Below are 25,514 nucleotides of genomic sequence, written 5' to 3' on the forward strand. Positions count from 1 at the left end.
CATGAGGGCAAAGTGCCGTGGCACTCATGGGAAAAATGGGGTATGATAAAGATGAATCACTCTGGTAAAGAGGTGCGCCCATGATTGACGAGATCAAGGAAAAGAAAAAGTCGGAAGATGCCGCTGCCGTAATGGCGGGTTTTTATAACGCCCTGATGGCCCAGCCCCCCCAGGTGAGCATGAACCAGGAGGGACCCGCCGAGAAGCCCGACGCAATAGTGATAAACGACAAGCAGGGCTCAGCAGTGGACCAGGCAAGGCTCCTCAAGGAGCAGGCCCAGAGGCTCCAGGCAGAAAGCAAGAACCTTGACGCCCAGGGAGGCGTGAAGTCCCAGAAGGGCTCAGAGCTTGAAAAAGAAGCTGCCGAGGCCAAGGTCAGGGCCGAGGCCGAAGAGGCTGAAGCCGGCAAGATGACAGAGGCCGCCGAGAGCGACAGCAAGGAGGCGGCGAAGGCCGAGGACCGGGCCCAGGAGGACCTGAGGGCCTCCCAGGCGGGAAAGCAGTCCGGCGAGGCCGGGATCGAGAAGGCCCATGTGAAAAAGGAGCAGGCCTCTGAGCTTATGATGAAGGCCCGCATGAGCCAGTCACAGGTCGATGAGCGGGTCGCCGAGTCAATGATGGAAGAGGCCGGGAGGCAGGAGCAGACCGGGCAGGGCGACAAGGCAAAGTTCGAGAGGAAAGCCGAGAGCGCTATGGCAGCGGCAGGCGAAGGCAAAACGAAAAGGACCAGGGCCGAGTCAAAGAAGACTTCATCGGAATCGGCTAAAACCAGGGCAAAAGGGAGCAAGGACGGCGCTGAAGCGCAGCGCTCCATGGGGGAGAGCCTCAAGGATGAGGGCGCCTCCCTCACCGCCAGGGCGGGAGAAAACCGCGAGAAGGCGGCTTCTCTTGAGTCAGATGCCGAGAAGCTCATCAGGCAGGCGGCGGAGCTCCCCTTCTACTTCGCCCAGTCAGGCGAGGTCTTCGACAAGGAGTAAGGCTTTCGGGATTCCTGACCGCGAAAAGCCCTTTTCAGGGCTTTTTTATATGTCCCACCCGGTCACTTCCCTGCGGGGACAGCAGGAACCACCTCCACAAGCTCCGGATTTTCGAGACAGTACACATCCAAGTGCGCTGAGCCTTCAACTCCCGCCGCAACCTTGTGATCATTACTGCATCGGACACCTCAATGGCTGAGTAAAACACACGGAATCATTCGCGCTTTGCAGATCTTGCATAGTATTCTGACATGTGAAATTATAAAGGTCGGATCATTGGTATTCATTGAAAGAGTCTGAAGGCCTGAAAATATTTTTCTGCCATCGTCTTTTACCAGTCCTCCCTCTGCGCCCTCGCACAGGAGGCCTTTTCTCTTCGCTGGAGGGAGATTCAGGAGTTTTAAGCCAAAAAATCACAAAATATCCCTTTTCGCCCCTCTGCCGGGCATCCAGCGAAGGCATTCAAATTCAATAATGACAAGCATTTCTGCACACGACCATTTTGACATGAATACATTATTTTTGTATAATATTTATAGAGATACATAAGTATCCAATTAATATACAAGACCTCATGAAAGGAGGACTGTCGTGAATACCGGTGCGATCCGCGAGTATCCCGGCTATGAGGCCACCATGGAGGGCGGACAGATCTTCAAGGCTTGTCCCGGCCTCCCGCTGGTGACGTACGGCGCCGACGAGGTGCTCTCGCGCTCGAACTGTCGCCATATATTCCGCGATCTCACCGGGGAGGTCCTGGACTGGAACCTCTGGTGCCTCTCTCATGCGGGGGTGAAGCTCGATCTCCTTATCGGGGAGGCCCTTCTCTCCCTTGACGGGAAGCTCGAGAAGCTCGGCTATGTGAGAGTGTCCGACTTCGTACGCGAGGAGCTTGGGATCTCATCAAGGAGCTGCTATGAGCTTATGCGGAACGCGAAGGCCCTTCAGAAGCTCCCCCTCATCAGGGAAGCTCTCGAGAGTGGGAGGCTTCGCAAAAGCGCGCTGCGGTATCTCTTCCAGGTCGTGACGCCCGAGACCGAGGCGGAGTGGCTCTCAAAGGCCATGAGCCTCACCGTGCGGGGTCTCGAGGAGGAAGTGCGTCGCTTCAAGATTCAGAATTCACAAGGAAAGGAGGACATTGATTCTTTTGGACCCGGTGAGGGCGACGATGAGGGCAAAGCCATTCCCGTGAGCGTGAGGGTTCCTCTCGCCGTGGCCGCAAAGTGGGACCGGGCCCTCGAGGTCTTCCGCAGAGTGGAGGAAGCGGAGCTCCCTTCGGAGAGCTTCGTGGAGGCTCTTCTTGCCGAGTTCGCTGCTTCGGTGCCGCTTGTGGCCATCGGGGCGCAGGATGGAAAGGCGCAGGGGCCTGAAGTCCGTGAGGCTTCCCATGGCGACTGCGCCACCCACGGCGATGGGGCACATTCTCGGAATGGCCTTGATGCTTCCGATACAAGGGAGAACGGAGCCGATCCCACCTTCGGGGAGAAAGCCCTTCTCCTTGGTGCCCTGGCGGGTGCCATCGGCTCCCTCGATGATGAGGCCTCCTTCGGCGAGCGGGAAAGAGAGCTTGCCCGGCAGGTCCACAAGGACCTCGAAGAGGTGTCGCACCTCTGGGAGTTTCTGCCCTGGAAGCCCGTCACCGTGGAGCTTCACCGGGAGTTTCAGGCTCCCGCAGGCTATTGCTCCGATGCCGATACCGCCGTCACCCCTGACGGGTTCCTGGTGCATCCTCCCGCCGATCCCTTCGAGACGGTCGCAAGGCTCCGGAAGATGGCTTCCCTGCGCCACTCCCTCTCCTTCTACCAGGGGAGGCTCCTGCGGACTCTCAACAATTTCGGCCTCTACAAAGACATGCGCTTCCTCTCCCTGGGCCATTACACCAGGGAGCGCCTCGGGATGTCCCGGAGCACCGCGTATTCCTTAATCTCATTAGAAAGGGGTTATTTAGAGTATCCCGATATGCTGGACCTTGTGCAGGTGGGAAAGCTCACCCCCGAGCAGGCGCGGCATCTTGCCAGGGTATTCATTGAGGGGACCCGCGTCAAGGAGGCGTGGCTCTCCTACGCCCAGGAGGTTCCTGCCGCCACCCTCATCCAGGCTGTCGAGGGGTTCCTCCGCTTTGCCAAGAGGGCTGTCCACAAAAAGTGGGACATTGAGCCCGAGGTCTTCGAGGTGGCCGTCACGGGGAGATCCGTCAAGAGAGTTTCCATTGCACTCTCTAATGCCACGAAACCCAGTGGGGACAATGGTTTGGTCGCCGCAGTCCAGATGTGTACACACGAGCCTTGGCCCCCCTCACGCCAGGATGGGCTCACCCCCGCCATCTGGCAGGTCACCGGGGGCCGGGAGCACCCCGAGCTCTCCGAGATCCTCTCCGTCTTCTCGGGAGAGACCCCGAAAGAGGGGACCTTCGGGTCGAACCTCTCGGACAGGGGCGCCCTCATCCGCTTCTTCATCAAAAAAGACCTTGTTCCCCTCTGGAACCACGCCGTGAGGCTCTGGGGTGGAGAGGACCTTGCCCTCTTCATTGAGGCTCTCCTTGACACCTTCCTTGCCGCCTGGGACCTTCCCGAAAAAAGGGATCTCCACAGCCGCGTTCTCGCCCGGGATCACTACCAGTGCCAGGCCCCCGGCTGCCGGTGCCGTCGGAATCTTCATGCTCACCATATCAAATACCGCTCCCATGGCGGCCCCGACACCGAGGGCAATCTCATCACCCTCTGCATTGCCCACCACCTGCGGTGCCTCCACGAGGGCTATCTCATCATCAGGGGCAGGGCGCCCCACCGCCTCACCTTCATCTTCCCACGCGGCCGGAGAGGCCTTTCACCATTGCAGAAGTGGGAGGCTGCTCCTGCAGAGCTTTCGCTTTGAGGCCATGGGATATTTTCCTCTTCGGGCTGGCAGGGAGTTCTGCACATACAGGGGGACAGAACCTGACTTCGTGGTATAATTGACTCATGAACTTTGTCATTCTGCTCATAGGCGGCCCTTTAAGTTGAACAGTGGTGCGACAAACTCTCACCCGGGATGAGAAACAATTTTCCCTTCCGGGGATCTATATAAGAGAAAGCTCTTGAAAGGTGGTCAAAACTATGAAGCGTTATGCTTTGGCAATCACAGTGCTGGCTCTTCTTGTCATCGCGGCTGCCTCACTCGGCGCAGCATCAAGGGAGAACAGGCCGCAGAACATAATCCTGATAGGGTGGGATGGCGTTCAGAGAGAGCACCTGAAAGAGTGCATAGCCAGAAATGAAATCCCCCACCTCATGAAGCTGAGCTCCGAAGGGGCTATGGTGGACATAGACGTGAATGGAGCCACCGATACCAAGGCCGGGTGGGCGCAGATCCTGACAGGCTATAAGCCGGAGATAACGGGGGTTTACAGCAATAAGAACTATCGTCCCATTCCGAAGGGATACACTGTGTTTGAGAGGCTTGAGAACTCCCTTGGAAATAATGCCATCGTCACTGCAGCGATAATTGCAAAGAATGGGAATGTAGGGGCCAAGCCAGGGCAGCCCTACTTTTACACAAAGGAGGGCATGGATCTCTTCATAAACGCCCTGGGGAAAAATGAAGCGGTAACCCGGAAAGCTCTTGAAACCATGGAGAAGTATAAGAACAGGCCCTTCTTTTTCTTTATCCATTACGGTGAGGTGGATCATATGGGACACAGGCAGGGTGAGAACTCCAAGGAGTATAATGATGCCATTGTCTCTTGTGATACGGCGCTTGGCCTGATCGTGAAAAAGCTCCGGGAGCTCAAGCTCTACGACAGGACTCTTGTCTATGTCACGGCTGACCATGGCTTTGACGAAGGAATGACGCACCACCATAACGCACCCCGCGTATTCCTTGCCACCAACGACAAAGGGGCAAAGCACCCTGGGCACAGGGAAGACATAACGCCCACCATAGTCAAGCGCTTTGGCCTTGACCTTAAGCAGATAAAGCCGCCTCTTGACGGCAAGCCCCTCGACAGATAGGATTCTGCCCTGCCCCTCCATAAAGCTGGAATACGGCACTGGAGAATATTTGCCCATATGAAGCCTGGATTCAACAACCGCTGAATCCCGGTTTCCAGCTTCTTTTGAGGCCGTCATTATACAGATTCTTTATGGACTGGCTCCTCCTCCATGTGCTATAATTATAAAGCTGATGATAATAAGGCCAAAGAACGGCGCTGCTTGTGAGCCCCGCCAGGGGTGGCGAAAAGGAGATCCTATGAAAAAACCGCTCAAAATTCTCCCTCTTATTGCCCTGGCTTTGTTGATTATGAAAGGAATGTCTTTTGCTGAGGAAGTCCCTGGCACCACTCTGGCGGCCCTGACAGACGTGCAGAAGTATGACCGGGCTCTTCACATCATGGCAATGCTCATGGCGGGCTTCGGGTTTCTCATGGTGTTCTTGAAAAGATACGGCCGCTCAGCGCTCACGGCCACCTATCTGCTGGTGAGCACTGCAATCCCCCTCTATTTTGTGGTGGGAGCGCCAGGCAGACTGATAGACAGGCTTATTCTTGCTGAATTTGCAGCAGCAAGCCTGCTCATCTGCGCCGGAGCGGTCCTCGGCCGCCTGAAAATGGGCCAGTACATTTTGCTGGCTTTGCTGTTCGTTCCTTTTTATGCCTTCAATGAGAAGATCCTGAATGGTGGAATGGGCCTGATAACGGGAAAATTCATTGACACGGGGGGCTCAATCGCGATTCATGCCTTTGGAGCCCTTTTTGGCCTTGGAGTGGCGATGGCGATGACTACCCAGCAAGAGAGCGAAGCGCCGATTGAGTGTGATGAAACCAGCGAGCGGTATTCCCTGCTGGGAAGCATGGTGCTCTGGATATTCTGGCCAAGCTTCTGCTCAGCCCTGGTTGCTCCTGAAGCGGTGCCCAGAACGGCAGTCAACGTGATTTTTGCGCTGTGCGGCTCCACGCTGTCTACCTACTTTGCCTCAGTAAAGCTGAGAGGCAAAATCTCTGCGGCAGATATAGCCAATGCAGCACTTGCAGGCGGTGTCGCCATAGGCTCGGTCTGCGACAGCACTGTGCCGACCTATGCCTTTGAAATCGGTATTTTTGCAGGCATCATCTCAACATTCGGCTTTGCGGTGATCCAGCCCAGACTGGCGGCTCGTACCCATAAAATCGATACCTGCGGAGTCCTTAACCTCCATGGATTGCCGGGAATATTCGGCGGGCTCGCGGCAATAGTCCTGGTAAAAGGGATACAGAGCGAGTCGCAGTTAAACGGCATCCTGGCGACAATATTCATCTCGTGCATTGCCGGGCTCATCACGGGGAAAATCGTTTCCTTCATGGGGAGAAGAAAAGAGCCTTACGTGGACTCTGAAGAATTTGAAGGAGCCTGATGACACTCATGCGAAGATTTTTTCTCTCAGCTCTGTGCCTGGTGGCTCTGCTGGCCATTTCTTCCCAGGCAGCCCTTTCTGCAGGAGCCTCCGACACCTGGAAGATCGACCTCCAGAAAGGCTCATACGGACCGCTCCAGCTTGGAATGCCGCTCGATGAAGCGAAGACCACGGTCAGGAAATTCTTCAAGGACGCAGACATCAGGCCTACGGGGATACTCTGCGAGATAATCGCCCGCGGGGCGGGATGGACTGTCAACATGATGTTCGAGAACGGCAGGGCGTACGATCTTATGCTGAGCGGCAGCTTCCCGGGGAGTTCACCGGAGGGCATCACTTACAAGAGCACCCAGGCCGAGGTAATGAAAAAGCTGGGACGGCCTGACAAGGTCAAGAATGACAAAGACCTGGGAACCACCACCTTGATTTACCTCAAGCCCAACTGCCGGCTCACCTGGTCGTCCATGGGATCAACTACCTACTTCTCACTCCGCTTCGTACCGCCAGGCCAGCGCACCGCGTGGGATTGAGTGCTTTCAGATTGTCCACTGATTGTTAACACCGGAACTCTTGAAGGCGCTCACCCAGAACGCCTCATTACAGGCCTCTTCACTTTCTCTTTTGATCTGATGCCATATAGAGAGTTCTTGCGCTCACTGTCTCCATGGAGGATATTTTTACGATCCTGGGAAAAGAACTCTTGAGAAGACCTGCGCAAGGAGCACACCATGGGACAGGATATTCTTCCCCCGGACAAGATGGTCACCGCCATCGAGGAGAATATCATCACCACCTACTGCACTCTCAGTCACATGCCCGGTGCTACGATCCATTCCGAAAGCGACATGGTGAGCGTCATCACGGGTGTCCCCCACCCCATCATGAACAACCTGCTCCGTGCCCGCTTTGATGAGCCCGCCATCGATGAAAAGATCAAAAACGCTCTGGAGCCATTCAGGTTCCGCAGCCTTCCCATGGTCTGGTGGGTCGGCCCTTCCTCAAGGCCCTCTGACCTGGGGGCCCGCCTCGTGCAGGAGGGGCTCAGGCACGACAGTGATGCTCCCGGCATGGCGCTGGATATCGCCCTTCTGAACGAGGAATACCCCGTGCCCGGAGGGGTAAAAATCCAGTTCATCGAGGACCGCGATCTCCTGAAGACCTGCATCACTCTCTTCTGTGAAGCCTTCAGGCTCCCCGAGTTCATAGGGCTGGCATTCTACTCCTTCTTCTTCATGCTCGGCTTCAAGACCACCACCCCATGGCGGAACTATATCGCCTTCCAGGAGGGGAAGCCTGTGGGGATCTCCTCGATGTCACTCTGCAACGGCATCGCCGGTATCTGGAACGTGGGCATCATACCCGAGGCACGCCGCCATGGGATCGGGACCCTCCTGACAGCAATCCCCCTCCAGGAAGCCCGCAGGCTGGGATACCGGATCGCCATTCTCACCTCAACGCCTGTGGGACGGAGTGTCTATGAGCGGATGGGCTTCAGGGAATACTGCAGCTTCTCCCTTTACGTGCTGGAGCCGCCTTCTCCCCCTTCATGAGGAGCGGCTCCCTCTGCTTTGATCTTATCAGAAAAGAGGAAGAGACCGGTGGACAACCATAACGGGACAGGACCGGAAAGAGACGGGAGCCCCGTGGCTCAGGGCCGGGAAGGGCCCGAGCAGGCAAAAGGCCGGAAGGGGGCACCGCCATTGGCCACCCCGCGGGGCTTCTGGAGCAGCTACACCGCGATGCTGGTCAGCATAGTGATGCTCATCATCGTCTCTCCCCTCATCGACAGGAACTTCATAGGGCTCATTATCCTGGACCTGCTCTTCGGCTCCATCGTTTTCATGGGCTTCGCCATAGTGCTCAAGGAGAAGCGGAGGTTGCTTACAGGTGCCACCATAATAGCCATTGCCCTCATAATGGACCTCTCAAACCTGAATGGCACCACCAGCACGAAAATAGTCATCACCTCGTCTGTTGAGCTTATCTTTCTCGGCTATATCTCGTCGGTGATACTCGCAAATGTCCTCAATGCGAAGCGCGTCACCGGCAATGAGATAAGCGGCGCCATCTGTGTCTATTTCCTCATGGGCATAATGTGGGCCCTTATTTACTACATGATTGAATTCACCTGGCCCGGCTCCTATTCTTCGCTCCCCTCGCGGAGCGTCAACGATGCCATAACCTTCAGAGTGGCAATGGACATTTTTTCCTCCCTTCTCTATTTCAGCTTCATTACCCTCACCTCCGTGGGATATGGCGACTGCGCGCCTCTCACCATCATGTCCAGGGGCTTCTCCACCCTGGAGGCCGTTATCGGCCAGTTCTTCATTGCCCTTATTGTGGCGAGGCTCGTGGGGCTTTTCCTCCTCAACCGCCAGCAAAGCCTCCGGGAAGCCTGTGAAGAGACGCCGGCCGGAGAGAGCGCCACTGCCGAAGAGGCTGCCAGTGAAAGCGCTGCCGCTGCACCGCCGGCCGTCACAAGGGGAAAAGAAAACAAAGGCTCCTTTCATCTGTCGCCAACTGATTTTTTCAAGAGCTCCTCTTCGTGGCTCTTTGTCTCCCTTCTCATCTATCTGGTTTTCTGTCCTCTCCTTGTCAAGGAGACAAAGATGCCCTTTCTCTTCATACACGTGATATTCTTCGCCATCATCATCTCGGGCCTCAGGCTCATGCGAAAAAGCTGGGCAATGATGACGTGCCTCATTGTGCTCATCGGCACTTTCCTGATAATTGATTACCATATCGTTACCGGTGAGGTGCTGGGGCTTTTCCTTCCTGGAGCCCTCATACGGCTTCTCATAATTATTCTCATCATGGGCGGGGCACTTGCCACGCTTCGCCACCGCGAGGAGGTGACTTATGATCATATCATCAGCGGCGCCTCGGTCTATATCCTGCTGGGCATCCTATGGTCAGAGATATACTTCATGATCGAGCTCAGCTCCCATGGATCCTTCCTCTTCAACGGCGTTCCCTGGCATAATTACGGCACTATTGTGCTGATGGAGAGGCTCAAGATGACCCTGCTGTTCTTCAGTTACACCACGCTCACGACGGTGGGATACGGCGACACGGTGCCCTTCACCCACGTGGCGAGACTCTGGACTTACCTTGAGGCCGTGACGGGAGTCATCTACCTCGTGGTCCTGCTGGGCTACCTGGTATCAGCGAGAGTAAGCCAGGCCTATGAGAAGTCTTACAAGAGACGATAAGGAACGGCAGGCGATGAGTCAGCGCTTTTTGCCCTCCGGGGCGGGGAGCTTTTCGCAGGTGAAGTCCCTGCACATCCGGGGCCTCTTCCTGTAAATGGCGCAGGAGCCGTCTTCCTTCAGGTGAGTGCAGGGGGAGTCAAACCAGACCTGGAGCGAGCGGCCCTTGAGCTTTTTCACCGTGACGCCCCTGTGGTAGCTGAGCCACTGGACCCAGTCCCTGTCTTTCACGTCCTCGAGGATGATGTAGAAATTGCTGCAGCAGTTTGTATCGCAGCCCTGGCAGGGGCTCTCGCCATAAGTTTCCATAGTGATCAAAAATTAAAGAGAGAGCCGCCTCTCTCCTTCTTGTGCCTCCTTCGGACTGCGGTGCACCGTTCCCCCGGGCCCTCTCTTCAATGCCTCGCCCTGGAACGGAGCCCCTATCCCTGCCCTTTGCCGCCTCCGAATATTCCCCCGATGAAGTCACCGATACCCTTCACTATGCCGCCGATAAAATCGCCTATTCCTTTCACCACCTGCCCTATGCCGTCGGCCACCTTGCCCAGGAAGGGCATCTCCTGCTTCTCAGGAAGGCTCTGGTCTTTTGAGCTATTCAGGTAGTTCTCCACGTAGGCATAGAGCTCGGGGTCCTTCTCCTTCAGCATCTGCCTGGTTTCCGGCGAAAATTCGTAGGCCTGCACTCCGCATGCAAAATATTCCTTGGAGTTGAACTTGTCCCACTGATAGCTCTCAAAACGGTTGTTCTGGTCCTGCCCGGCGCGATTCCTATATGCCTGGTACATGTCCTGAAGCTTTGGATCCCTGTCGGTGCCGTAGATGGGGAGGAAGCCGTCGGGGTAGAGCATGTCGTCAATGGCATGAGCCGTCTCATGGCGCGCCGTGTCAATTCCCGCCAGGGAGCCCAGCGTGCCCGGTTTAGAGCCCATCTGCTCCTGCTTGAGCACAATTGCATTGTCCCTTGGTGTGTAATATCCCTGGAGATTTTCGGACTGCCACTCCTTCATCCCGCCGGGAAAGCCGTCAGGGGGAGGGTTCCTGTGATCGACCATGTTAAATTTCAGGCCGGTCCTCTCAAGGTTGGTGAGGGTGTCTATGTCATAAGCGCTGAGAGCCATGGCAAGGTTTTTCTTCTCCTCATCGGTGAGGGCCGTGAGGCTTCCGTCCTGGTTCATGTGGCTTCCCATCCTGTCGGCAAATCCCGCGTACTGGGGTATGTTCACGTCGGGGCCGAGAAAGATCCCCTTGGGTGCAGCGTTCCCTTCCTGGGGCTTTGCGCCACCCTTTTCCTGGGGGCCTGCTCCTTCCTCTTCCTCAAGATCCTTCAGGTCATCGGACTGCGTATAGGCATCAGCGGCACCCCGCGGCTTTTCAGCCTCCCCCGCCTTCTCCCCCGCGGGGCTGCGGAACTGGATTGTCCTGGTCTGGGCGATTCTCTCGAGAGCAGTCCTGTAATTATCATTGATTCCCGTCATCATTAGCCCTCCTGCACTGGTTCTCCTGTCTTGAGTATCACTGCAAAAATGGCATGAATAAACGAAATTATGTAAAATACCCGTAAACTCTCTATGAACAATTTGTAAGCAGAGTATGAACTTTTCTTTGTCGTCGCTTGATTTTTTAACATGAATGTTAAAATCCTGTTACTGCTGTTAAAATTCTGTGACCTTGAAGGGAAGTTTTGCTGCCCCGCGCCTCTTTTAACATATTTTTGACGGCTCTCCAGGAAGTTTAAGATTTTATCAACAAAACGGCAACATCTGTAAGTGAGCCGTAAGTTTTCTGTAAGGCCTTCGTGAGCCCCATGGGGTATCATGGGGGCAGAAAGAATTAAAGGAGGAGACTGAAATGGCACAGATAACCACACAGCCCCTGACCACGGTGAACGGTCAATACGGCGGCACCACCCAGTACGGCGGTTACAAGGCCGTCTCAACGGATGGCACCGACACTTCAAAAGGCGGGGTCATCAAGCGGGTCAATCCCAATGGTGGCACCCTCAACGCTGCCGGAAACGTGGCACAGAACGAGAACGGCGCCCGCGGCTCAGGCGCCGCAAATGTCAATAACCAGTATGTCTCGGGCAAAGGCGCTGCAGGCTTCACTTATGACAAGGCTTCAGGCTCCCTTGATGCCAAGGGTGCTGCCTCATGGACCAACAAGACCACCGGCGAGTCCCACACGGGCTCCTTCGATGCCGATCTCACCAGGGGTCAGGGTGGAACCGTGAACGTCACAAAAGACGGCATGAGCAAGACCTACAAGGTCCCGCCGCGCCCCGCCTTCCAGCAGAACAGCGGCGACACCAGTACTGACAGCACATCGTACCCCGTGAACACCAGCACCTCCACCGTGATAAATGACAACGATATATATAATATCAATATCTACGGCGACAATAACAACGTCACTATCAACGACGGCGGCGACTCGGTGTCCATTGACAATAATGCCGCCACCACTTACACCGATGAGAACGGCAACGACGTGACGGTGACGCCCGACAATTACCACGTAAGTGTTGATGAGAACAACGTCTCCACGACAACGACACCGGGCGGCTACCAGATAGTCTATAACCCTGAGAGCGGCGAAGCCACGATGACCGATCCTGCCACGGGCGAGTCATCAATGATCTGGGGAGACCCCCATGTGACGGAATCTGACGGCGGCCAGTGGGAGTGGGATTCAGCCACCAGCACCTACGTGCTCCCCGATGGCACCAAGGTGACCATGAACTCAACGGGAGGCACTGAGGAGAATGGCTACGGCACCCTGGAATCAATGGACATATACTCGGGAACGGGCGACACCCATGTTTCAGCAAGCGCAGAGGGCACCGCGGTAACGCATGACGGCCAGACTGCCGACCAAGCCCAGGCTGACGGCGATCTCTACATGGGAAGCGACGACCTCACCGACTGGTACTCGGTGGCGGACCAGGAAATGGCTGCATAGCAGATCCATTCGGCTTCCATGAATTCTGCAGGGCAGGCGGCATAGTCCGCCTGCCCTTTTTGCTTTTCCTTGAACCTCTTTTTCGGGCAGGAAGCTGTTAATATTTTCCTTCCCTCTTCGTCTAAAAAGGTGAAAAGGGGCAGAAAATTCAATTAGTGCTTATCGCGGAAAAAAGGAGCCATGAGGCGCAATGGCCGATTACAGGGAAAAGGAAATGACGGCACTCTTCAATGACCACTACAGGAAGGTCTATAACCTCTGCCGGCGTCTTGTAGGAAATGCAACCACGGCACAGGACATGGTCCAGGAGGTTTTCATGAAGGCCTTCAGGAACCTTGGGAGCTTCCGGGGCGAGTGCTCCCTCACCTCGTGGCTTTACTCCATAGCAACCAACCACTGCCTCGACTGCCTGAGACGCGAGCGCCGCTGGTATGAAAAGATACCATATCTTGCCGGCGCCGGGGAGAGGCAGGCCAGGCCCCTGGAAGAAGAAGTGGCCCACAGGGAGCTCGGGCGCCTCATCCTGGAAAAAATAAGCCCTTCGCACAGGGCGCTTCTTGTGCTCAAGACTTACCTTGGCCTGAACTACCAGGAAATTGCGGCGGTAATGAATATAACTCCCGGGAGCGTGGGCGTCATGCTGACCAGGGCCCGCAGGGAAGCTTTAAAAATTGCTGAAAAAGAGGGGATCACCGATGAAGTGCGGGGACTTTGAAGAAAGAGCCTCATGGTTTCTTGACGGCGAAATGGATGGCACTGAGAAGGCCGCATGGGATGAGCACCTTACCTTATGCCCGCAGTGCAGGGGAGTGCTCGAAAGCTACAGCCGCGTTGATTCCATTGTGTCTGCCCTTCCAGAAGAGATTCCACCTGCTCTCAATCCCTTTGACCTTATGGAGAAAAAAGGAAGTGTCCTTGGAGGAAGAGTGCAGTGCTTTCTTCGTTTCGCCCCGGTCTTCGCGGTGATCCTCGTGGTGGCAGGCGCCCTGTTTTTCCTGAAAGGCACAGCTTTCTTGCCGGTGCCTTCTCCCTCTCCTGCTGAAGGGGGGGGCCATTCACTTATCCCCGGGGAAGCCCCGGTCTTTGACTATCACGTTGAGCTCAACGACTCGCAGTATTCCATCGCCCTTTGGGGAGAGGAGGTGAAAATGGTCTCCCTCTATCTTGCCGAAGAGGGAAAGGGGGATATCACCATGTCATTTGAGGATCAAAGAGAAAAAAGGAGGACACGATGAAGAGAAAAATCACCATGCTCGCCATTGCAGCGGCTCTTTTGCTCACCGGCATTTCTTATGCCGCCGACTTCCCCTCCCAGGACTCCACCGGGCCTGAAATAATGGCAGGCGCTCCCCAGAAGCCCCAGGGGAAAGCCATCCTTATCGAGGTGAAGATAGCCTCCGAGGTGGAGGGCCACTCTATAGTGCTCTCGCCAAAGATCATCACTGTCGAGAATAAGCTTGCCACCATCAAAGTAGGCGATCAGAAAGCCGAGCTTAATGACAGGCCGGTGAAAACCGACAGGGAAGCAAAGCCGTCTCAGAAAAGCTTCCTCATGGTGCTCCAGGTGACGCCCCAGGTCGTGGAGAACATCACGCCCCCCCTTATAAAAATGGATATCAAGTTTTCCCTCACCCATGGGAGCTTTTCGACGGAGCAGTCATTTCAGACGGTGGTCCAGAACGGCGATTCCTTCCACTATGAGTCATCTGACAGGACAAAAAACCAGAAGCTTGGCCTCATGATAAAGGCCTCGGTGGCCGGGGATAAAGGAGGCGCCCCGCGCGAAGGGGAAAAATAGCCTTCCCTGTTGAATTATACCGGCGCCGCGCTTCCCTTCAGCGACTCTTCCACTGACACTGCAAGGGCCACCGTGGCGCCCACCATGGGGTTGTTCCCCATGCCCACGAGCCCCATCATCTCCACATGGGCCGGCACTGAAGATGACCCTGCAAACTGGGCATCGCTGTGCATGCGCCCCATCGAATCGGTGAGGCCGTATGACGCCGGGCCTGCCGCCACATTGTCGGGATGGAGGGTCCTTCCGGTGCCTCCTCCCGAAGCCACAGAGAAATAGCTCTTCCCATTTTCAGTTGCCCACTTCTTGTAAGTGCCCGCGACGAGGTGCTGGAACCTTGTGGGATTCGTGGAATTGCCGGTGATGGAAACATCCACTTTCTCGTGGATCATGATGGCCACGCCCTCGTTGGCGTCATCGGTGCCGAACACTCTCACCAGGGCTTTCTCGCCCTTGGAAAAAGGCCGCTCCTCGACAATAGTCAGCTTCCCTGCAAGGTAATCGTATTCGGTCTTCACATAAGTGAAGCCGTTGATGCGGGCAATGATGTAGGCGGCGTCCTTGCCGAGCCCGTTCAGGATGACCTTGAGAGGCTCCCGGCGCACCTTGTTGGCAGTCCTGGCAATTCCCAGGGCTCCCTCGGCGGCGGCGAAAGATTCGTGGCCCGCCAGGAAGCAGAAGCACTTGGTCTCCTCCCTCAGCAGCATTGCCGCAAGGTTGCCGTGGCCCAGGCCCACCTGGCGGTCATCAGCCACCGACCCTGGAATACAGAAGGCCTGGAGGCCTGTCCCCATAGCCTTGGCCGCCTCTGAGGCCCTGGAAGCCCCCGTTTTCAGGGCAATGGCCGTGCCCAGGGTGTAAGCCCACACGGCGTTCTCGAAAGCGATAGCCTGCACGCCCTTCACAATCTTATCGACATCGATTCCTTTTGAGAGGCAGAGCTCCCTCGCCTCTTCAAGGCCCTCAAGGCCGTAAGAGGCGCAGCATTTCTTTATCCCTTCAATCCTTCTCTGATATCCTTCAAACTGTACCATTGTTCCGCTCCTTTCCTTGGGCCTTCAGCTATTCATGGCGGGGATCGATGACCTTGACGGCCTCTGAGAATCTCCCGTAGGTGCCGGTGCTCTTATCCATCGCCGCCTTGGGATCCATGCCCTTCTTAATATCCTCCATCATCTTCCCGAGGTTCACAAACTTGTACCCGATCACCTCATTGTGATCGTCAAGTGCCAGGCTCAGCACGTAGCCTTCGGCCATCTCGAGGTAGCGCACACCCTTTTCCCTTGTGCCGTACATGGTAGCCACCTGGGACCGGAGCCCCTTCCCCAGGTCCTCGAGGCCTGCTCCCACGGGAAGGCCTCCCTCGGAGAATGCCGTCTGGGTCCTCCCGTAGGCGAGCTGCTTGAAAATCTCCCGCATGGCCACGTTGATAGCGTCGCAGACCAGATCCGTGTTGAGGGCCTCAAGCACCGTCTTCCCCTGGAGGATCTCCGCCGCCATCGCGGCAGAGTGGGTCATGCCCGAGCACCCTATGGTCTCCACGAGGGATTCCATAATAATACCATCCTTCACGTTCAAGGTGAGCTTGCATCCGCCCTGCTGCGGAGCGCACCAGCCGATGCCATGGGAAAGGCCTGAGATATCCTTAATCTCTCTCGCCTTCACCCATTTCCCCTCCTGGGGAATGGGGGCGGGGCCGTGGTCCGGCCCCTTCCTGATGCAGATCATCTTCTCGACTTCCTCTGAATAGAGCATGTCTTCACTCCTTTCTTGCGGTCCTGCATAAGAGGTGAGCAGGTGTTTCTCCGATGCCGTTACTTTCCAATAACGTGAGTATTATACCAGATTAAAGGTTCCGCCGCAATGCCGGAATAAGAAGCCATCATCCTGCGTGAGCGCTGCGGATTTCAGGAAAAAGCTTATGCGGGAGGCTCATCCTTGCAGGGAAGCGTAAAATAGAAGGCCGCGCCCCCGTCCTTTTCCGCATGAGCCCATATGCGGCCGCCGTGCCTCTCTATTATGCGCTGCACGATGGCGAGCCCCACGCCGGAGCCCTCGTACTCACCGGGACGGTTAAGGCGCTCAAAGACTCCGAATATGCGGTCTGCGTCATGCATGGCAAAGCCTATCCCGTTGTCCTTCACAAAATACACATTTTCGGCGCCTTGCCTCTCAGAGCCGATTTCAATCACTGCCTTCTCCCGCGCTGCGGTAAATTTGATCGCGTTTGATATCAGGTTCACAAAGACCTGCCTGAGGAGCGCGGGATCTGCGAGGCAGGAAGGAAGGGGGCCTGTGCTGATATCTAGTGTCCGGCCGCTCCATTTGCTTTTGAGATCGTCCAGGATAGAGAGCACAATTCCGGAAAGCTCGATGCACTCCTTCACCACTATCTTACGGCCGGTATTGGAGAGTGAGAGGAGATCGGCTATAAGCTTCTGCGCTTCGCGTGCACTCTTATTGATAATCCGGATATGCTCCTGCTCCTCATCGGGAAGATCGCTGACTGGGCCATCCAATATCACGGCCGAGAAGCCTTCAATGATGGAAAGGGGAGTCCTCAGGTCATGGGAAACGGAATAATTGAAAGCCTCAAGCTCCTTGTTGGCATACACAAGATCGGCAGTTCTCTCGCGGACGCGCTGCTCAAGCTCCTCATTGAGCCTGAGTATCTCGTCCTGAGCCTTTTTTCTCTCGGTGTGATCCCGGATAATCTGCTGCACTATGGGCTTCTTGCCCACCTGCGTCATGTTGGCAGTCACATGAACCGGGATATGCTTCCCTGAAGAGGACTTCACTTCAAAATCGCCGTCAATAACGGCGCCTTCTTCGGCAAGCTTCCTGAATTGCTCATGGACCTCTTCCCTTGAGGCGGGGCTGTAAATCTCATGGAAGTCCAGGCCTATCAGGCTGTCTCTCCCGGTCTCCAGAAGGTGCGCCGCGGACCTGTTGCAGAGCTCAATGGTGCCGGTCGCCGGGTCCATCCATATTATGGCATCAAGGGCATTCTCAAAGATTAGCCTGAAGCGCTCCTCGCTTCTGCGCAGCGCGTCTTCGGCCTCCTTGCGCTGCAGCACGATTGAAGCCTGGTTGATGAAGGCCTCTATAAGCTCGATGTTCCTGAGCTCACTTCCCTTCTCCAGGATGAGGGCGGCGCTCCCGAATACCTTCCCTTTCCTGGAAAATCCCATGACATGGACGTTTCCGAAGGAAAACCTCTCCTCGATGAAGCGGCACACCTCCCGGGGAATCCTCTCGAAGGCCAGGTCAAATATGCCCCGGGGAGGGGTGACAATCTTGCAGGAGAGAAGGGGGGCGACGGCCTCTTCCGTCATGGGCATCTTCATGGCCAAGAGGTCCACTCCGAGCATGGCCTGCAGCTCCCTCAAAGGCTCTTGATCGCCCAGCACCACTTCAGGGGAGAAGACTCCCGATTCCTTGTCGCAGGAGCTCACGAAGGCAAAGAGGGCTCCCGTGATCTCCCTGAGCTTTTCACCGATGAAACGGTACACGGACTGCCCTTCAAGAAAATCCACGAACTCCATGGCCGTCCCGGAGAGAAACTTGATGTTCGCATATTCTGACTCCTCCAGGCGGCATTCCATCAAGGAGAGCTCTGCCTTGAGGCCTTCTATCTTTTTTTCCAGTGAGCCTGTTTCCCTCTGCAGACCCTCATGGGCCGGATTGTCATTACTTTTCCCCACCGCGACATCCTCCAAAGCAAACCGGGAAAAACCATGAACAGGCAGGGTTGGTGCCCATCCATGGTTTCATCCCGAAAAATGAAAACAGAAAATAAGACTCTTCACTTGAATTACCCGGAGAGCAGAGCCTTCGATAACGTGAAAAAGATCAGAATTCACTGATTACGCCGGTTATGATGCTGGATAAAGAAAGCATAAGCTCCAGCAGACAACAGAGAGTGAAGTCTTCTCTGCTTATTATTTGGCTTTCTTTACTGGCGCTGCTTCTGCCGCTGGCTTCGCTGCTGGCTTCGCTGCCGGCTTTGCCGCAGATTTTGCAGCAGCTTTCTTCTTTTTCTGCACATTTTTGGGATTCTTGTCCCCCATCGATATCACTCCTTCTTAGTCAGTCTTACTCAGAAGAGTAGCATATATAATAAATTTTCCTCTCCTCCGGGGAGTTCCTTCCGACTTTCGAGAGTTTTTTAAGAGAGGGTTTCCTTCCTGGGTTTTTCGTGGTTGCCATACTTTCTCTTTTCTGCTACAATAATAGCTCACTAAATTTGCAACTTTTGTTTCAGGGAGGGTCCTTATGAGAAAAACAGCAGCGGCACTTTTCATTCTTCTGGCACTCATCGCCTTCGGGCAATGGAGCATCCCTGCCTTCGCGGCAGGTGACGACACGGTGGAATTCAAGGGGACAATCGGCGAAGAGCTCAACAAGATCGATGTCGATCAGCTCGTCGATAAAGTTTCGCAGGTCCTTGAAAAATACAAGTGCTCCGACGATGATGTGGCACTCCTCACGGACACCACGGAGGACTTCATCAAGTCCGTCAACGACTACCTGAAGCACCTCAAGGCTGCGGATCCCGACAAGTTCGTCGTTGCGCCCCACGATGCGCTGAGAGAGTTCTGCCTCAAGCTCGAGAGCTTCCTGAAAAAATACAATGTCACCGTGGAGGACACCCTTCTCGTGGGAGGCTCCCTCACCGATGTGGCGATGAGCATGAAAGAGGATGCGGGTGCCCAGGGCGACACTGCAGGGGAAGGTGCAAAGAACATCGCATCTAAAGAGGAAGTGGACGGCGTTTTCAACCTGCTGCTGGAGTTTTCAAAAAAGCATAAGATCATGGCCGCCGACCTCGTGCCCGTCATTTACCGCATCAGCGATATCGGCCTTACCTTCGTGCAGAACAAGGTGAGCATGAAGAAACTCAAGGAGGCAGGGGGAAGGTGGAGAAAGCGACTCTACGACCTTGGCGTCTCCAAGGAGCAGGCTGACGGCCTCTACGATTCCCTCGTGGCCTTCATTTACAAGTATCACATAAGCCTCAGGGAAATCGTGCGGCTCAACAAGCAGATAAACAAGGCGCTGAAGGCCGGCAAGGAAGAGCAGAAGCAACTGGAGCAGCAGAAGCAGCAGCAGGAGCAGCAGGAGCAGCAGAAAAAGCCGGAGGAGCAGAAGCAGTCATAGAGCACCGATGAAAGATTGTGTCAGGCGAGAAGCTCAGCGGCTTTCTGGCGAATCGTGCCCTCTATCTGGTCCTTGAAAAGAAAGGCTGCAAAGGGAAGGTCTCCTTTGATATCAACACGGGAGGCCCCGACAATAATGGATCCCGAGATGCCGAAGCCCATGATGTGAAAGCCGAACCGGCATGAGTGATCATCCCATTGCTCAGAGAGCCTGCTTATCTGGTCGCCATACTCCTTTTTCATCTCCTGGAGGAACTGATGCATCTTCCCAAGTGCCTCAGCTACAGGGAGTCTGGTATTCAGTGAAACATGAAATCCTGCCATGGCTTCACTCCTTCTGGGGCTTGAATGTGACCATGAATTTTGTCCCCGCGTCCGGGTAGATGCCAAAGGTTCCCTGAATCTGGCTTGCCAGGTCTGATACGAGCTGCAGGCCCAGCGTGGAGGGGTTTTCAAAGTCATAATCGCAAGGAAATCCTACACCGTTGTCGCTGACGGCAAGAGTCACCGTTCCATCTTCTGACTGGGAGAGGGCAAGCCGCACTGCTCCCTTTTTCTCACCGGGGAAAGCGTGTTTCATCGCGTTGGAGAGAAGCTCATGGACTATGAGCCCCAGCGGTATCGCCGTGCTGATGGTGAAAGAAAGGCTCTCGGCTTCCACGGAGAGGGTGACATTGCTTCTCCCGTAGGAAGCATTGATAAAAGCCGCAAAGTCCCTGAGATACCCGCTGAAATTCACCAGCGAGAGGCTCTCTGACTTGTAAAGCTTCTCATGAACAAGGGCCATGGTCTTCACGCGGTTCTGGGCCTCCCTGAAAACCTCTTTCACCGCAGGGTCCTTCAAATTGCCCGCCTGGAGGCTCAGGAGGCTTGAGACAACCTGCATGTTGTTTTTCACCCTGTGATGGATCTCCCTGAGGAGGACCTCCTTCTCTCTCAATGATGACCTTATCTGCTCCTCGGACTGCTTTCTCTCGGTGATGTCATCAGAGATGCCCAGCAGAAACCGGGGCCTGCCTTCCTTATCAATTATGGGGATCTTCTTGGTGTGGAGAATTCTTTCGCCTTTGTTCCGTGTATGGATCTTTTCCTCGGGAATGTCGAGGAGCTGCCCGCCGGCAAGAACCGCCCTGTCCTTTTCCACGAAGAAATCGGCTTCCTCCCGGGGAAAGAAATCATAGTCATTCTTCCCGTAAAGATCGTTTCTCTCATAGCCGAGAAGCTCCTCGCCCGCCTTGTTGAAACGCACGAAGCGGAGCTCCCTGGCGTCTTTCACGAACAGCATGTCGGGAATATTTTCAACGACGCTCTCCAGAAACTCCTCGCTCTCAATGAGAGCCCTCTCCGCTATCTTGCGCTCCGTAATATCCTGCAGGATGGCGGTGAAATAACCGACAGCTCCATCCTTCTCCCGTACGCATCGCACCGCCAGATCCACATGCACGGTCTCTCCGTCATGGCGTATAAAGCGCTTGTAAAGGGAATACCAGTCAATTTCACCGGCCAGCAGGCGGTTGAACTGCTCCACATCAGCAGAGAGATCATCGGGGTGCGTCAGCTCGGCCCAGGTGAGGCTGCAGAGCTCTTCCCTGGAGTAGCCCAGCATCTCACAAAGGCGGTCATTCACTTCGAGCCAGCCTTTTTGCGGCGACGTAATGGCAATGCCGAGAAGAGGAAGCTGGAAGTAGCTCGCGAAGCGGGCCTCACCCTCCTTTATCCTCTTTTCCTGCTGTACAGAGAGATCTTCAAGCTTTTTCCTGTGCAGGGCCATCTGGATTGCAAGGGAGACCTTCTCCTTGTGAAAGGGCTTTTCTATGAGCCCGTGGCAGGCTTCGGCGTTTACCCTGCCAAAGGCCTCTCCATTGCTGGAAGCGGCAAGAAATATGACGGGAATGCAATACCCCGCCGCGAGCTGAAGGGCAGCCCCGGCTTTGTCGAGATCACCGCTCATCTCGATACCGGCAAGAATCACGTCGGGCATGAGCTCTGCCGCCTTCGCCGCCAGCTCTCCCGGTGAAAAGACCGGCAAAGCAACGTCATATCCCATGGCCCTGAGGAGCGACTCCAGGGACCGGGCTTCAGAGGCATCGCTTTCTGCAATCAATATTCTTGTCATACCTTTTGCCCTTCACCTTTTTAAAGCGCCCGCCCCCCTATTCCATCCTTCTCACCACAGGAGCAATCATCCTTCATGAAATCGGAAGTTTTCACTTTATTCTGAAGGGTCCGGGATGTCAGGGGTTTACCTTGGGAGAAATACTATATATAACGTCTTCAGAGGCAAAAATCTCCTGGAGGAGGAAATGACCATGAATCCTGAGGCAGATATCGGCATTATGCTCCTGGAGCAGGGCTTTATCACCGCAAGGCAGTATGAGCGCGCCCGCCACCATGCGAAAAGAAGCCGGGTAAGCCTCCAGGAGGCGATACTTGAGATGGGCCTTCTGTCCACAGAGGAAATCGATGAGGCCGAGGCGCGGAGCATGGGGCTGGAATATCTTTCCCTTGAAGAATATCAGGCCGATACCGCCCTCTCGAAGGTGCTGCCAAGGGACATTGCCGATCTCTATAACGTGGTTCCCCTCTCGCTCCACAAAGGGGTGCTGAAGGTGGCGATGCCCTTCCCCGGCAATCCCTTCGTCATCGATGAAATCGAGCGCCTCACATGGCTTGCCGTGAATCCTGTAATCTCCGCTGCAGAGGAAATTGAGAAGGCACTGATAAAGCTCTACGGGGAAAAAAGCAAGGCTCCCGTTCCCCCCGCCGATCATGCACGCCTCATATGGGCGGCACCCCGGGACTCCAGTGAAAGGAATATCGAGAGAAGGGAGTGGAAGGACGTTCCTTCCGTCACCTTCACCGTGGCCGACGTGGAAATGGCAACGAAGCCGCTGGGAGAACGCCGCACGATCGACCTGCTCAGGATGCAGTATCCGGACCTGGAGGCCTGCGCCGACTATTTCCATCCTGTCGTCTGCTCCGGCCACGTGAACGTCCTTCTCCATGCCGTCTATCTCGCCTTCGTGGAGCACCGCCCCCTTGTGCTCTCACCCGATATGATATGGCTTTCCATAATCCAGGGACTCTCACAGCATGTCAACAGGGATCCTGAAGCGGCGCGGTGCCACTTCGTGAAGCACCGGGGGCAGATGGAACTCATAGTAAGGCGGGATGATTTCTGCATGGGGTCTCTTGAAAACCCATGGGAGGATGTCTTCAGCGAGTTCAGCAGGCAGATACGGAGCCACCTGAACGAGGAGATGAGGGACTTTCTCGTCTGCACTTTCAGCACCACGGGCAGGATGGAGCGCGCGGCCTTTGAGGTCGCCCTGATGGACTGCGTGCAGTCCTTCTTCCGCTACACCTTCTGCTGCCTCTGCGGCATTCCCTCCGTCACCCTCGAGGGCACTGCCGCTGACTGGCTTGAAATAAGGAACAGGTTCGATACCTTCAGGAGATTCGGCCTGGATTTGTGGGTAGAGAAGCTCCTTCCCGTGCTGGATCATTTTGTGAGGGCATCGCAGGGCGATGTAGACCGGGGCTTCTGGAGAAACATCTACCAGCGCCACCGGAGCGAGTCTGACGGCTACGGCAATGCAATCGAGACCTTCAGCGGGTGGATCGGCTCCTTCTTCCCCTATATCGAAGGCAAAAAGGAAAACCCCCTTCTCACATGGCATGATCCTGATCCCTCAGAAACCGGCATCACCATTGATTCTTTCCCCCTTTCCCTTTCAAAGGCCCCGGTGAAGTGTGTCCTCAGCGGTTACACGGGAAAGATGGAGTTTCTCGCGGGGATGGTTGCCATTGAACAGCACCCTGAAACCTGGGCTCTCAGGCCGAGGATTGGATGGCTCGTGAACCACGTTGAGCCTGCACTATAGCTCCAGGGCCATTTCAGCGCTCCACGGCACCCTCTATCCTCAAAAGAAGGGGATCCGCCGTCGATCCCCCCGAGGCGCGGAGGCGCTCCAGCTCCTCCCTGGCGCTCCGGTAATCCTCCCGGCCCGCGAATATGAGGGCCCTTGCTTCATAGGCGGGGTAAGCCTTCGGATTTACTCTTATTATCTCTTCATAGCATGCAAGCGCTTTCTCAAGCCTTCCCGTTTCACGGTAAAGGCTCGCCAGCGTGTAGCGAGCTTTTTCGGCAACGGCAGGGTCATCACCGACAGCCATCGTGAGGTCCTTTTCCGCTGCCTCAGTATCGCCGCCCTTCCAGCAGAACTCTCCCCGCATGAGGTAAATGAGAGGCTGGGATCCGCCCCTCCTGAGGGCCTCGGTCATGCTCTCCCGGGCTTTCCTGTAATCCTTTCTTTTCCCGTAAAGAAGGCCCTCCCTGAAAGCGGCGGCTGGCGGGCCGAATCCGAGGGCCACGGCGCGGCCATAGTCCGCCAGGGCTTCGTCTTCGTCGCCAAGCTTTTCATGGCACACTCCCCTGTTGAAGTAATGGGCGGCAGAGGAGGGGCTCAGGCTTACCGCCCTGTCCAGGTCCGCCAGGGCGTCACGGCAGGCTCCCCTGGCAAAGAGAATCCTGGCCCTGTCTGCATGGGCCGTATCGCTCCGGACACCCATTGCGATGACCCTGTTGAGATCGTCCAGTGCCCCGTCGAAATCGCCCTTCCTGATGAGGGCCTCGGAGCGGTTCAGGTAGCCCACGGCCTCGCCGGGATTCTTGGCGATAAGGTCGCTGAAAAGGGTTACAGGGTCGGCCCAGGTGCGGCAGCGCTCCCTTGTCGCTGACGAAGAGGCGACGGCCGCTGCGAGCAGCAGGAGCACCAGGACCGTTCTCTGGGGCCTGCCTGACCTCTCCCACAGCAAAGCCCCTCCTTCAGCAACTATAAAGAGAAGGCCGATGAAGGGAATGTAGGTGTAACGATCGGCGGCGATGCCGGGCGGGATAGGCGTCAGTTGGAGAACCGGCACCAGGGTGAGCACAAAGAAGAGGAAGCCGAAAGGCACTTTGCCCGTGTACCTCCCTGCCAGCGCCACCGAAGAGGCGATGCAGAGAAAGATGAGGGTCCCGTGGAGAAAGAGGGAAGGGAATGTGGTGCCTTCAGGATAGGGATAGACGCACATAAGGTTCACCGGGGCGATGAATTTTCCGAGATAGAAAACCACAAGGGAACAGGCTACCTGGAGCTTCTGAAGGATGCCGAGCCCGGTGCCGGCGCCGGCGCTCCTGGGCCAGATATGAAATATGACGAGGAAGGCGAAATAGATAAGATCCATGAGGATAAATGGCACCTTTTCCCGGAAGCTTGAGGCAGAGAACTTCCGCTTCTGGAGATAGTCAAAAAGAAAAAGAATGGCCGGTAAGGTGAGCGCCATGGGCTTGGCAAGGAGCGACAGCAGAAAGAGAGCCAGGGAAAGGAAGAGATGCGCCTGCTTCCCCCCGCCCCGCCAGAGGAGCCAGGCGATAAGAGAAGCAAGATAGAAAAAAGCATAAAGCACATCCTTCCTCTCGGAGATCCATGCCACTGACTCCACATGGAGCGGGTGGATGCCGAAGAAAAGGGCCGCGATAAAAGAAACAAGTGGCTTCCGGGAAAGGATGAGAATGAGCCAGTACACCAGCATGCAGTTCAGGAGATGGAGCACGAGGTTGCCTGCATGGTACCCCCCCGCGTTTTCCCCGTAGAAGGGATACTCAAGGGCAAAGGACAGGATAGTAAGGGGCGTGTATAGGGACTTTGAGAATGAGAGGGCAAAGGAGCCCGGGGAATCAGCAGGATTGAAGATGTCGGCGGCACTCTGCCAGGTAAGGCGTTGCACCGCCTCGTTGTGCACCACGTAGTCAAAATCATCCCATACAAAGCCGTTTTCAAGAACCGGGAGGAATGAAAAGGCGGTGACTGCGACTACCACGCAGGCGAAGACGAGGTTGATTCTCCTCCATTCCATACCTAGGGGTTCTTTCATCTTTCAAGGTTATCCTTCAGGGTGAGACAGCCTGGAATGCAGTATTTACGGGGGCATGAAGGGAGAAGGCGCCTTGAGGAGAAACTCATGGGGAGCCCCTTTATAAAATCCCCCTCACAGGAAAGGAGAG

22 protein-coding genes are annotated in these 25,514 nt (G+C 55.6%); 13 read left to right on the forward strand and 9 right to left on the reverse strand.

Annotated features, from left to right (window positions below; translation table 11 throughout):
* Positions 1 to 80: 80 nt before the first annotated feature.
* From RDV48_19025 to RDV48_19055, 7 genes are all read left to right on the forward strand, one after another.
* Positions 81 to 977 carry a hypothetical protein gene (locus tag RDV48_19025; protein MDQ7824900.1) on the forward strand — a complete coding sequence of 299 codons (897 nt, stop codon included), beginning with the start codon at positions 81 to 83 and terminating at the stop codon, positions 975 to 977.
* A 591-nt stretch (positions 978 to 1,568) separates the two neighbouring features.
* Positions 1,569 to 3,851: an HNH endonuclease signature motif containing protein gene (locus RDV48_19030; protein MDQ7824901.1), complete on the forward strand. Its 2,283-nt coding sequence runs from the start codon at positions 1,569 to 1,571 to the stop codon at positions 3,849 to 3,851.
* A 221-nt stretch (positions 3,852 to 4,072) separates the two neighbouring features.
* Positions 4,073 to 4,966, forward strand: coding sequence for an alkaline phosphatase family protein (locus RDV48_19035; protein MDQ7824902.1), 894 nt, complete (start codon positions 4,073 to 4,075; stop codon positions 4,964 to 4,966).
* 238 nt (positions 4,967 to 5,204) lie between these two features.
* The gene (locus RDV48_19040; protein ID MDQ7824903.1) at positions 5,205 to 6,344 is read left to right on the forward strand and encodes an ammonium transporter; all 1,140 of its coding nucleotides are present in this window, start codon (positions 5,205 to 5,207) and stop codon (positions 6,342 to 6,344) included.
* An 8-nt stretch (positions 6,345 to 6,352) separates the two neighbouring features.
* A complete protein-coding gene (locus tag RDV48_19045; GenBank protein MDQ7824904.1) occupies positions 6,353 to 6,874 on the forward strand; it encodes a hypothetical protein in 522 nt (173 codons plus the stop codon).
* Between the two features lie 198 nt (positions 6,875 to 7,072).
* On the forward strand, positions 7,073 to 7,894 hold the full coding sequence (locus RDV48_19050; protein MDQ7824905.1) for a GNAT family N-acetyltransferase: 822 nt from the start codon (positions 7,073 to 7,075) through the stop codon (positions 7,892 to 7,894).
* A gap of 48 nt (positions 7,895 to 7,942) precedes the next feature.
* Positions 7,943 to 9,556 (forward strand): potassium channel family protein, encoded by a 1,614-nt coding sequence (locus tag RDV48_19055; GenBank protein ID MDQ7824906.1) that lies wholly within the window; start codon positions 7,943 to 7,945, stop codon positions 9,554 to 9,556.
* 18 nt (positions 9,557 to 9,574) lie between these two features.
* On the opposite strand, the gene RDV48_19060 is transcribed toward RDV48_19055, so the two are convergent.
* Positions 9,575 to 9,862, reverse strand: a complete 288-nt coding sequence (locus RDV48_19060; protein MDQ7824907.1) for a YkgJ family cysteine cluster protein — start codon at positions 9,860 to 9,862, stop codon at positions 9,575 to 9,577.
* Between the two features lie 113 nt (positions 9,863 to 9,975).
* Complete coding sequence (locus tag RDV48_19065; protein ID MDQ7824908.1) at positions 9,976 to 11,031, reverse strand: hypothetical protein; 1,056 nt, start codon at positions 11,029 to 11,031, stop codon at positions 9,976 to 9,978.
* 370 nt (positions 11,032 to 11,401) lie between these two features.
* On the opposite strand from RDV48_19065, the gene RDV48_19070 reads away from it, so the two are divergent.
* From RDV48_19070 to RDV48_19085, 4 genes are all read left to right on the forward strand, one after another.
* Entirely contained in the window at positions 11,402 to 12,511 is a 1,110-nt protein-coding gene (locus RDV48_19070; protein ID MDQ7824909.1) for a DUF1521 domain-containing protein, read from the forward strand.
* A gap of 190 nt (positions 12,512 to 12,701) precedes the next feature.
* The gene (locus RDV48_19075) at positions 12,702 to 13,226 is read left to right on the forward strand and encodes an RNA polymerase sigma factor (protein ID MDQ7824910.1); all 525 of its coding nucleotides are present in this window, start codon (positions 12,702 to 12,704) and stop codon (positions 13,224 to 13,226) included.
* Positions 13,207 to 13,746: a zf-HC2 domain-containing protein gene (locus RDV48_19080; protein MDQ7824911.1), complete on the forward strand. Its 540-nt coding sequence runs from the start codon at positions 13,207 to 13,209 to the stop codon at positions 13,744 to 13,746. Before RDV48_19075 ends, RDV48_19080 begins: the two co-directional genes overlap by 20 nt.
* Positions 13,743 to 14,309, forward strand: coding sequence for a hypothetical protein (locus RDV48_19085; GenBank protein MDQ7824912.1), 567 nt, complete (start codon positions 13,743 to 13,745; stop codon positions 14,307 to 14,309). The genes RDV48_19080 and RDV48_19085 overlap by 4 nt, the downstream gene beginning before the upstream one ends.
* A gap of 14 nt (positions 14,310 to 14,323) precedes the next feature.
* Here RDV48_19085 and RDV48_19090 read toward each other — a convergent pair whose 3' ends face one another.
* The 4 genes from RDV48_19090 to RDV48_19105 all read right to left on the reverse strand — a co-directional run bounded on the left by RDV48_19090 (position 14,324) and on the right by RDV48_19105 (position 18,376).
* Positions 14,324 to 15,340, reverse strand: a complete 1,017-nt coding sequence (locus RDV48_19090) for a GGGtGRT protein (protein MDQ7824913.1) — start codon at positions 15,338 to 15,340, stop codon at positions 14,324 to 14,326.
* Positions 15,341 to 15,368: 28 nt separating this feature from the next.
* A complete protein-coding gene (locus tag RDV48_19095; protein MDQ7824914.1) occupies positions 15,369 to 16,061 on the reverse strand; it encodes a hypothetical protein in 693 nt (230 codons plus the stop codon).
* Positions 16,062 to 16,225: 164 nt separating this feature from the next.
* Positions 16,226 to 18,010 carry an ATP-binding protein gene (locus RDV48_19100; protein ID MDQ7824915.1) on the reverse strand — a complete coding sequence of 595 codons (1,785 nt, stop codon included), beginning with the start codon at positions 18,008 to 18,010 and terminating at the stop codon, positions 16,226 to 16,228.
* Between the two features lie 237 nt (positions 18,011 to 18,247).
* Positions 18,248 to 18,376 (reverse strand): hypothetical protein, encoded by a 129-nt coding sequence (locus tag RDV48_19105; GenBank protein MDQ7824916.1) that lies wholly within the window; start codon positions 18,374 to 18,376, stop codon positions 18,248 to 18,250.
* 205 nt (positions 18,377 to 18,581) lie between these two features.
* On the opposite strand from RDV48_19105, the gene RDV48_19110 reads away from it, so the two are divergent.
* Positions 18,582 to 19,466 carry a hypothetical protein gene (locus RDV48_19110; protein ID MDQ7824917.1) on the forward strand — a complete coding sequence of 295 codons (885 nt, stop codon included), beginning with the start codon at positions 18,582 to 18,584 and terminating at the stop codon, positions 19,464 to 19,466.
* A gap of 20 nt (positions 19,467 to 19,486) precedes the next feature.
* On the opposite strand, the gene RDV48_19115 is transcribed toward RDV48_19110, so the two are convergent.
* Both RDV48_19115 and RDV48_19120 read right to left on the reverse strand, forming a co-directional pair.
* Positions 19,487 to 19,789 carry a polyhydroxyalkanoic acid system family protein gene (locus RDV48_19115; GenBank protein MDQ7824918.1) on the reverse strand — a complete coding sequence of 101 codons (303 nt, stop codon included), beginning with the start codon at positions 19,787 to 19,789 and terminating at the stop codon, positions 19,487 to 19,489.
* A gap of 4 nt (positions 19,790 to 19,793) precedes the next feature.
* Entirely contained in the window at positions 19,794 to 21,581 is a 1,788-nt protein-coding gene (locus RDV48_19120) for a PAS domain S-box protein (GenBank protein ID MDQ7824919.1), read from the reverse strand.
* Between the two features lie 193 nt (positions 21,582 to 21,774).
* On the opposite strand from RDV48_19120, the gene RDV48_19125 reads away from it, so the two are divergent.
* Positions 21,775 to 23,349 carry a DUF4419 domain-containing protein gene (locus tag RDV48_19125; GenBank protein MDQ7824920.1) on the forward strand — a complete coding sequence of 525 codons (1,575 nt, stop codon included), beginning with the start codon at positions 21,775 to 21,777 and terminating at the stop codon, positions 23,347 to 23,349.
* Positions 23,350 to 23,362: 13 nt separating this feature from the next.
* Here RDV48_19125 and RDV48_19130 read toward each other — a convergent pair whose 3' ends face one another.
* A complete protein-coding gene (locus tag RDV48_19130) occupies positions 23,363 to 25,366 on the reverse strand; it encodes a tetratricopeptide repeat protein (GenBank protein ID MDQ7824921.1) in 2,004 nt (667 codons plus the stop codon).
* Positions 25,367 to 25,514: the final 148 nt, after the last annotated feature.

It is taken from the genome of Candidatus Eremiobacterota bacterium (genome assembly GCA_031082125.1).
Taxonomy (GTDB): Bacteria; Vulcanimicrobiota; CADAWZ01; order CADAWZ01; family Ess09-12; genus Ess09-12.

What these genes read in the sequence shown, in the direction of transcription:
- RDV48_19025 (MDQ7824900.1), top strand. Translation starts at nt 81, where the DNA reads ATGATTGACGAGATCAAGGAAAAGAAAAAGTCGGAAGATGCCGCTGCC.
- RDV48_19035 (MDQ7824902.1), top strand. Translation starts at nt 4,073, where the DNA reads ATGAAGCGTTATGCTTTGGCAATCACAGTGCTGGCTCTTCTTGTCATC.
- RDV48_19040 (MDQ7824903.1), top strand. Translation starts at nt 5,205, where the DNA reads ATGAAAAAACCGCTCAAAATTCTCCCTCTTATTGCCCTGGCTTTGTTG.
- RDV48_19045 (MDQ7824904.1), top strand. Translation starts at nt 6,353, where the DNA reads ATGCGAAGATTTTTTCTCTCAGCTCTGTGCCTGGTGGCTCTGCTGGCC.
- RDV48_19050 (MDQ7824905.1), top strand. Translation starts at nt 7,073, where the DNA reads ATGGGACAGGATATTCTTCCCCCGGACAAGATGGTCACCGCCATCGAG.
- RDV48_19060 (MDQ7824907.1), bottom strand. Translation starts at nt 9,862, where the DNA reads ATGGAAACTTATGGCGAGAGCCCCTGCCAGGGCTGCGATACAAACTGC.
- RDV48_19065 (MDQ7824908.1), bottom strand. Translation starts at nt 11,031, where the DNA reads ATGATGACGGGAATCAATGATAATTACAGGACTGCTCTCGAGAGAATC.
- RDV48_19070 (MDQ7824909.1), top strand. Translation starts at nt 11,402, where the DNA reads ATGGCACAGATAACCACACAGCCCCTGACCACGGTGAACGGTCAATAC.
- RDV48_19075 (MDQ7824910.1), top strand. Translation starts at nt 12,702, where the DNA reads ATGGCCGATTACAGGGAAAAGGAAATGACGGCACTCTTCAATGACCAC.
- RDV48_19080 (MDQ7824911.1), top strand. Translation starts at nt 13,207, where the DNA reads ATGAAGTGCGGGGACTTTGAAGAAAGAGCCTCATGGTTTCTTGACGGC.
- RDV48_19085 (MDQ7824912.1), top strand. Translation starts at nt 13,743, where the DNA reads ATGAAGAGAAAAATCACCATGCTCGCCATTGCAGCGGCTCTTTTGCTC.
- RDV48_19090 (MDQ7824913.1), bottom strand. Translation starts at nt 15,340, where the DNA reads ATGGTACAGTTTGAAGGATATCAGAGAAGGATTGAAGGGATAAAGAAA.
- RDV48_19095 (MDQ7824914.1), bottom strand. Translation starts at nt 16,061, where the DNA reads ATGCTCTATTCAGAGGAAGTCGAGAAGATGATCTGCATCAGGAAGGGG.
- RDV48_19105 (MDQ7824916.1), bottom strand. Translation starts at nt 18,376, where the DNA reads ATGGGGGACAAGAATCCCAAAAATGTGCAGAAAAAGAAGAAAGCTGCT.
- RDV48_19110 (MDQ7824917.1), top strand. Translation starts at nt 18,582, where the DNA reads ATGAGAAAAACAGCAGCGGCACTTTTCATTCTTCTGGCACTCATCGCC.
- RDV48_19115 (MDQ7824918.1), bottom strand. Translation starts at nt 19,789, where the DNA reads ATGGCAGGATTTCATGTTTCACTGAATACCAGACTCCCTGTAGCTGAG.
- RDV48_19120 (MDQ7824919.1), bottom strand. Translation starts at nt 21,581, where the DNA reads ATGACAAGAATATTGATTGCAGAAAGCGATGCCTCTGAAGCCCGGTCC.
- RDV48_19125 (MDQ7824920.1), top strand. Translation starts at nt 21,775, where the DNA reads ATGAATCCTGAGGCAGATATCGGCATTATGCTCCTGGAGCAGGGCTTT.
- RDV48_19130 (MDQ7824921.1), bottom strand. Translation starts at nt 25,366, where the DNA reads ATGGAATGGAGGAGAATCAACCTCGTCTTCGCCTGCGTGGTAGTCGCA.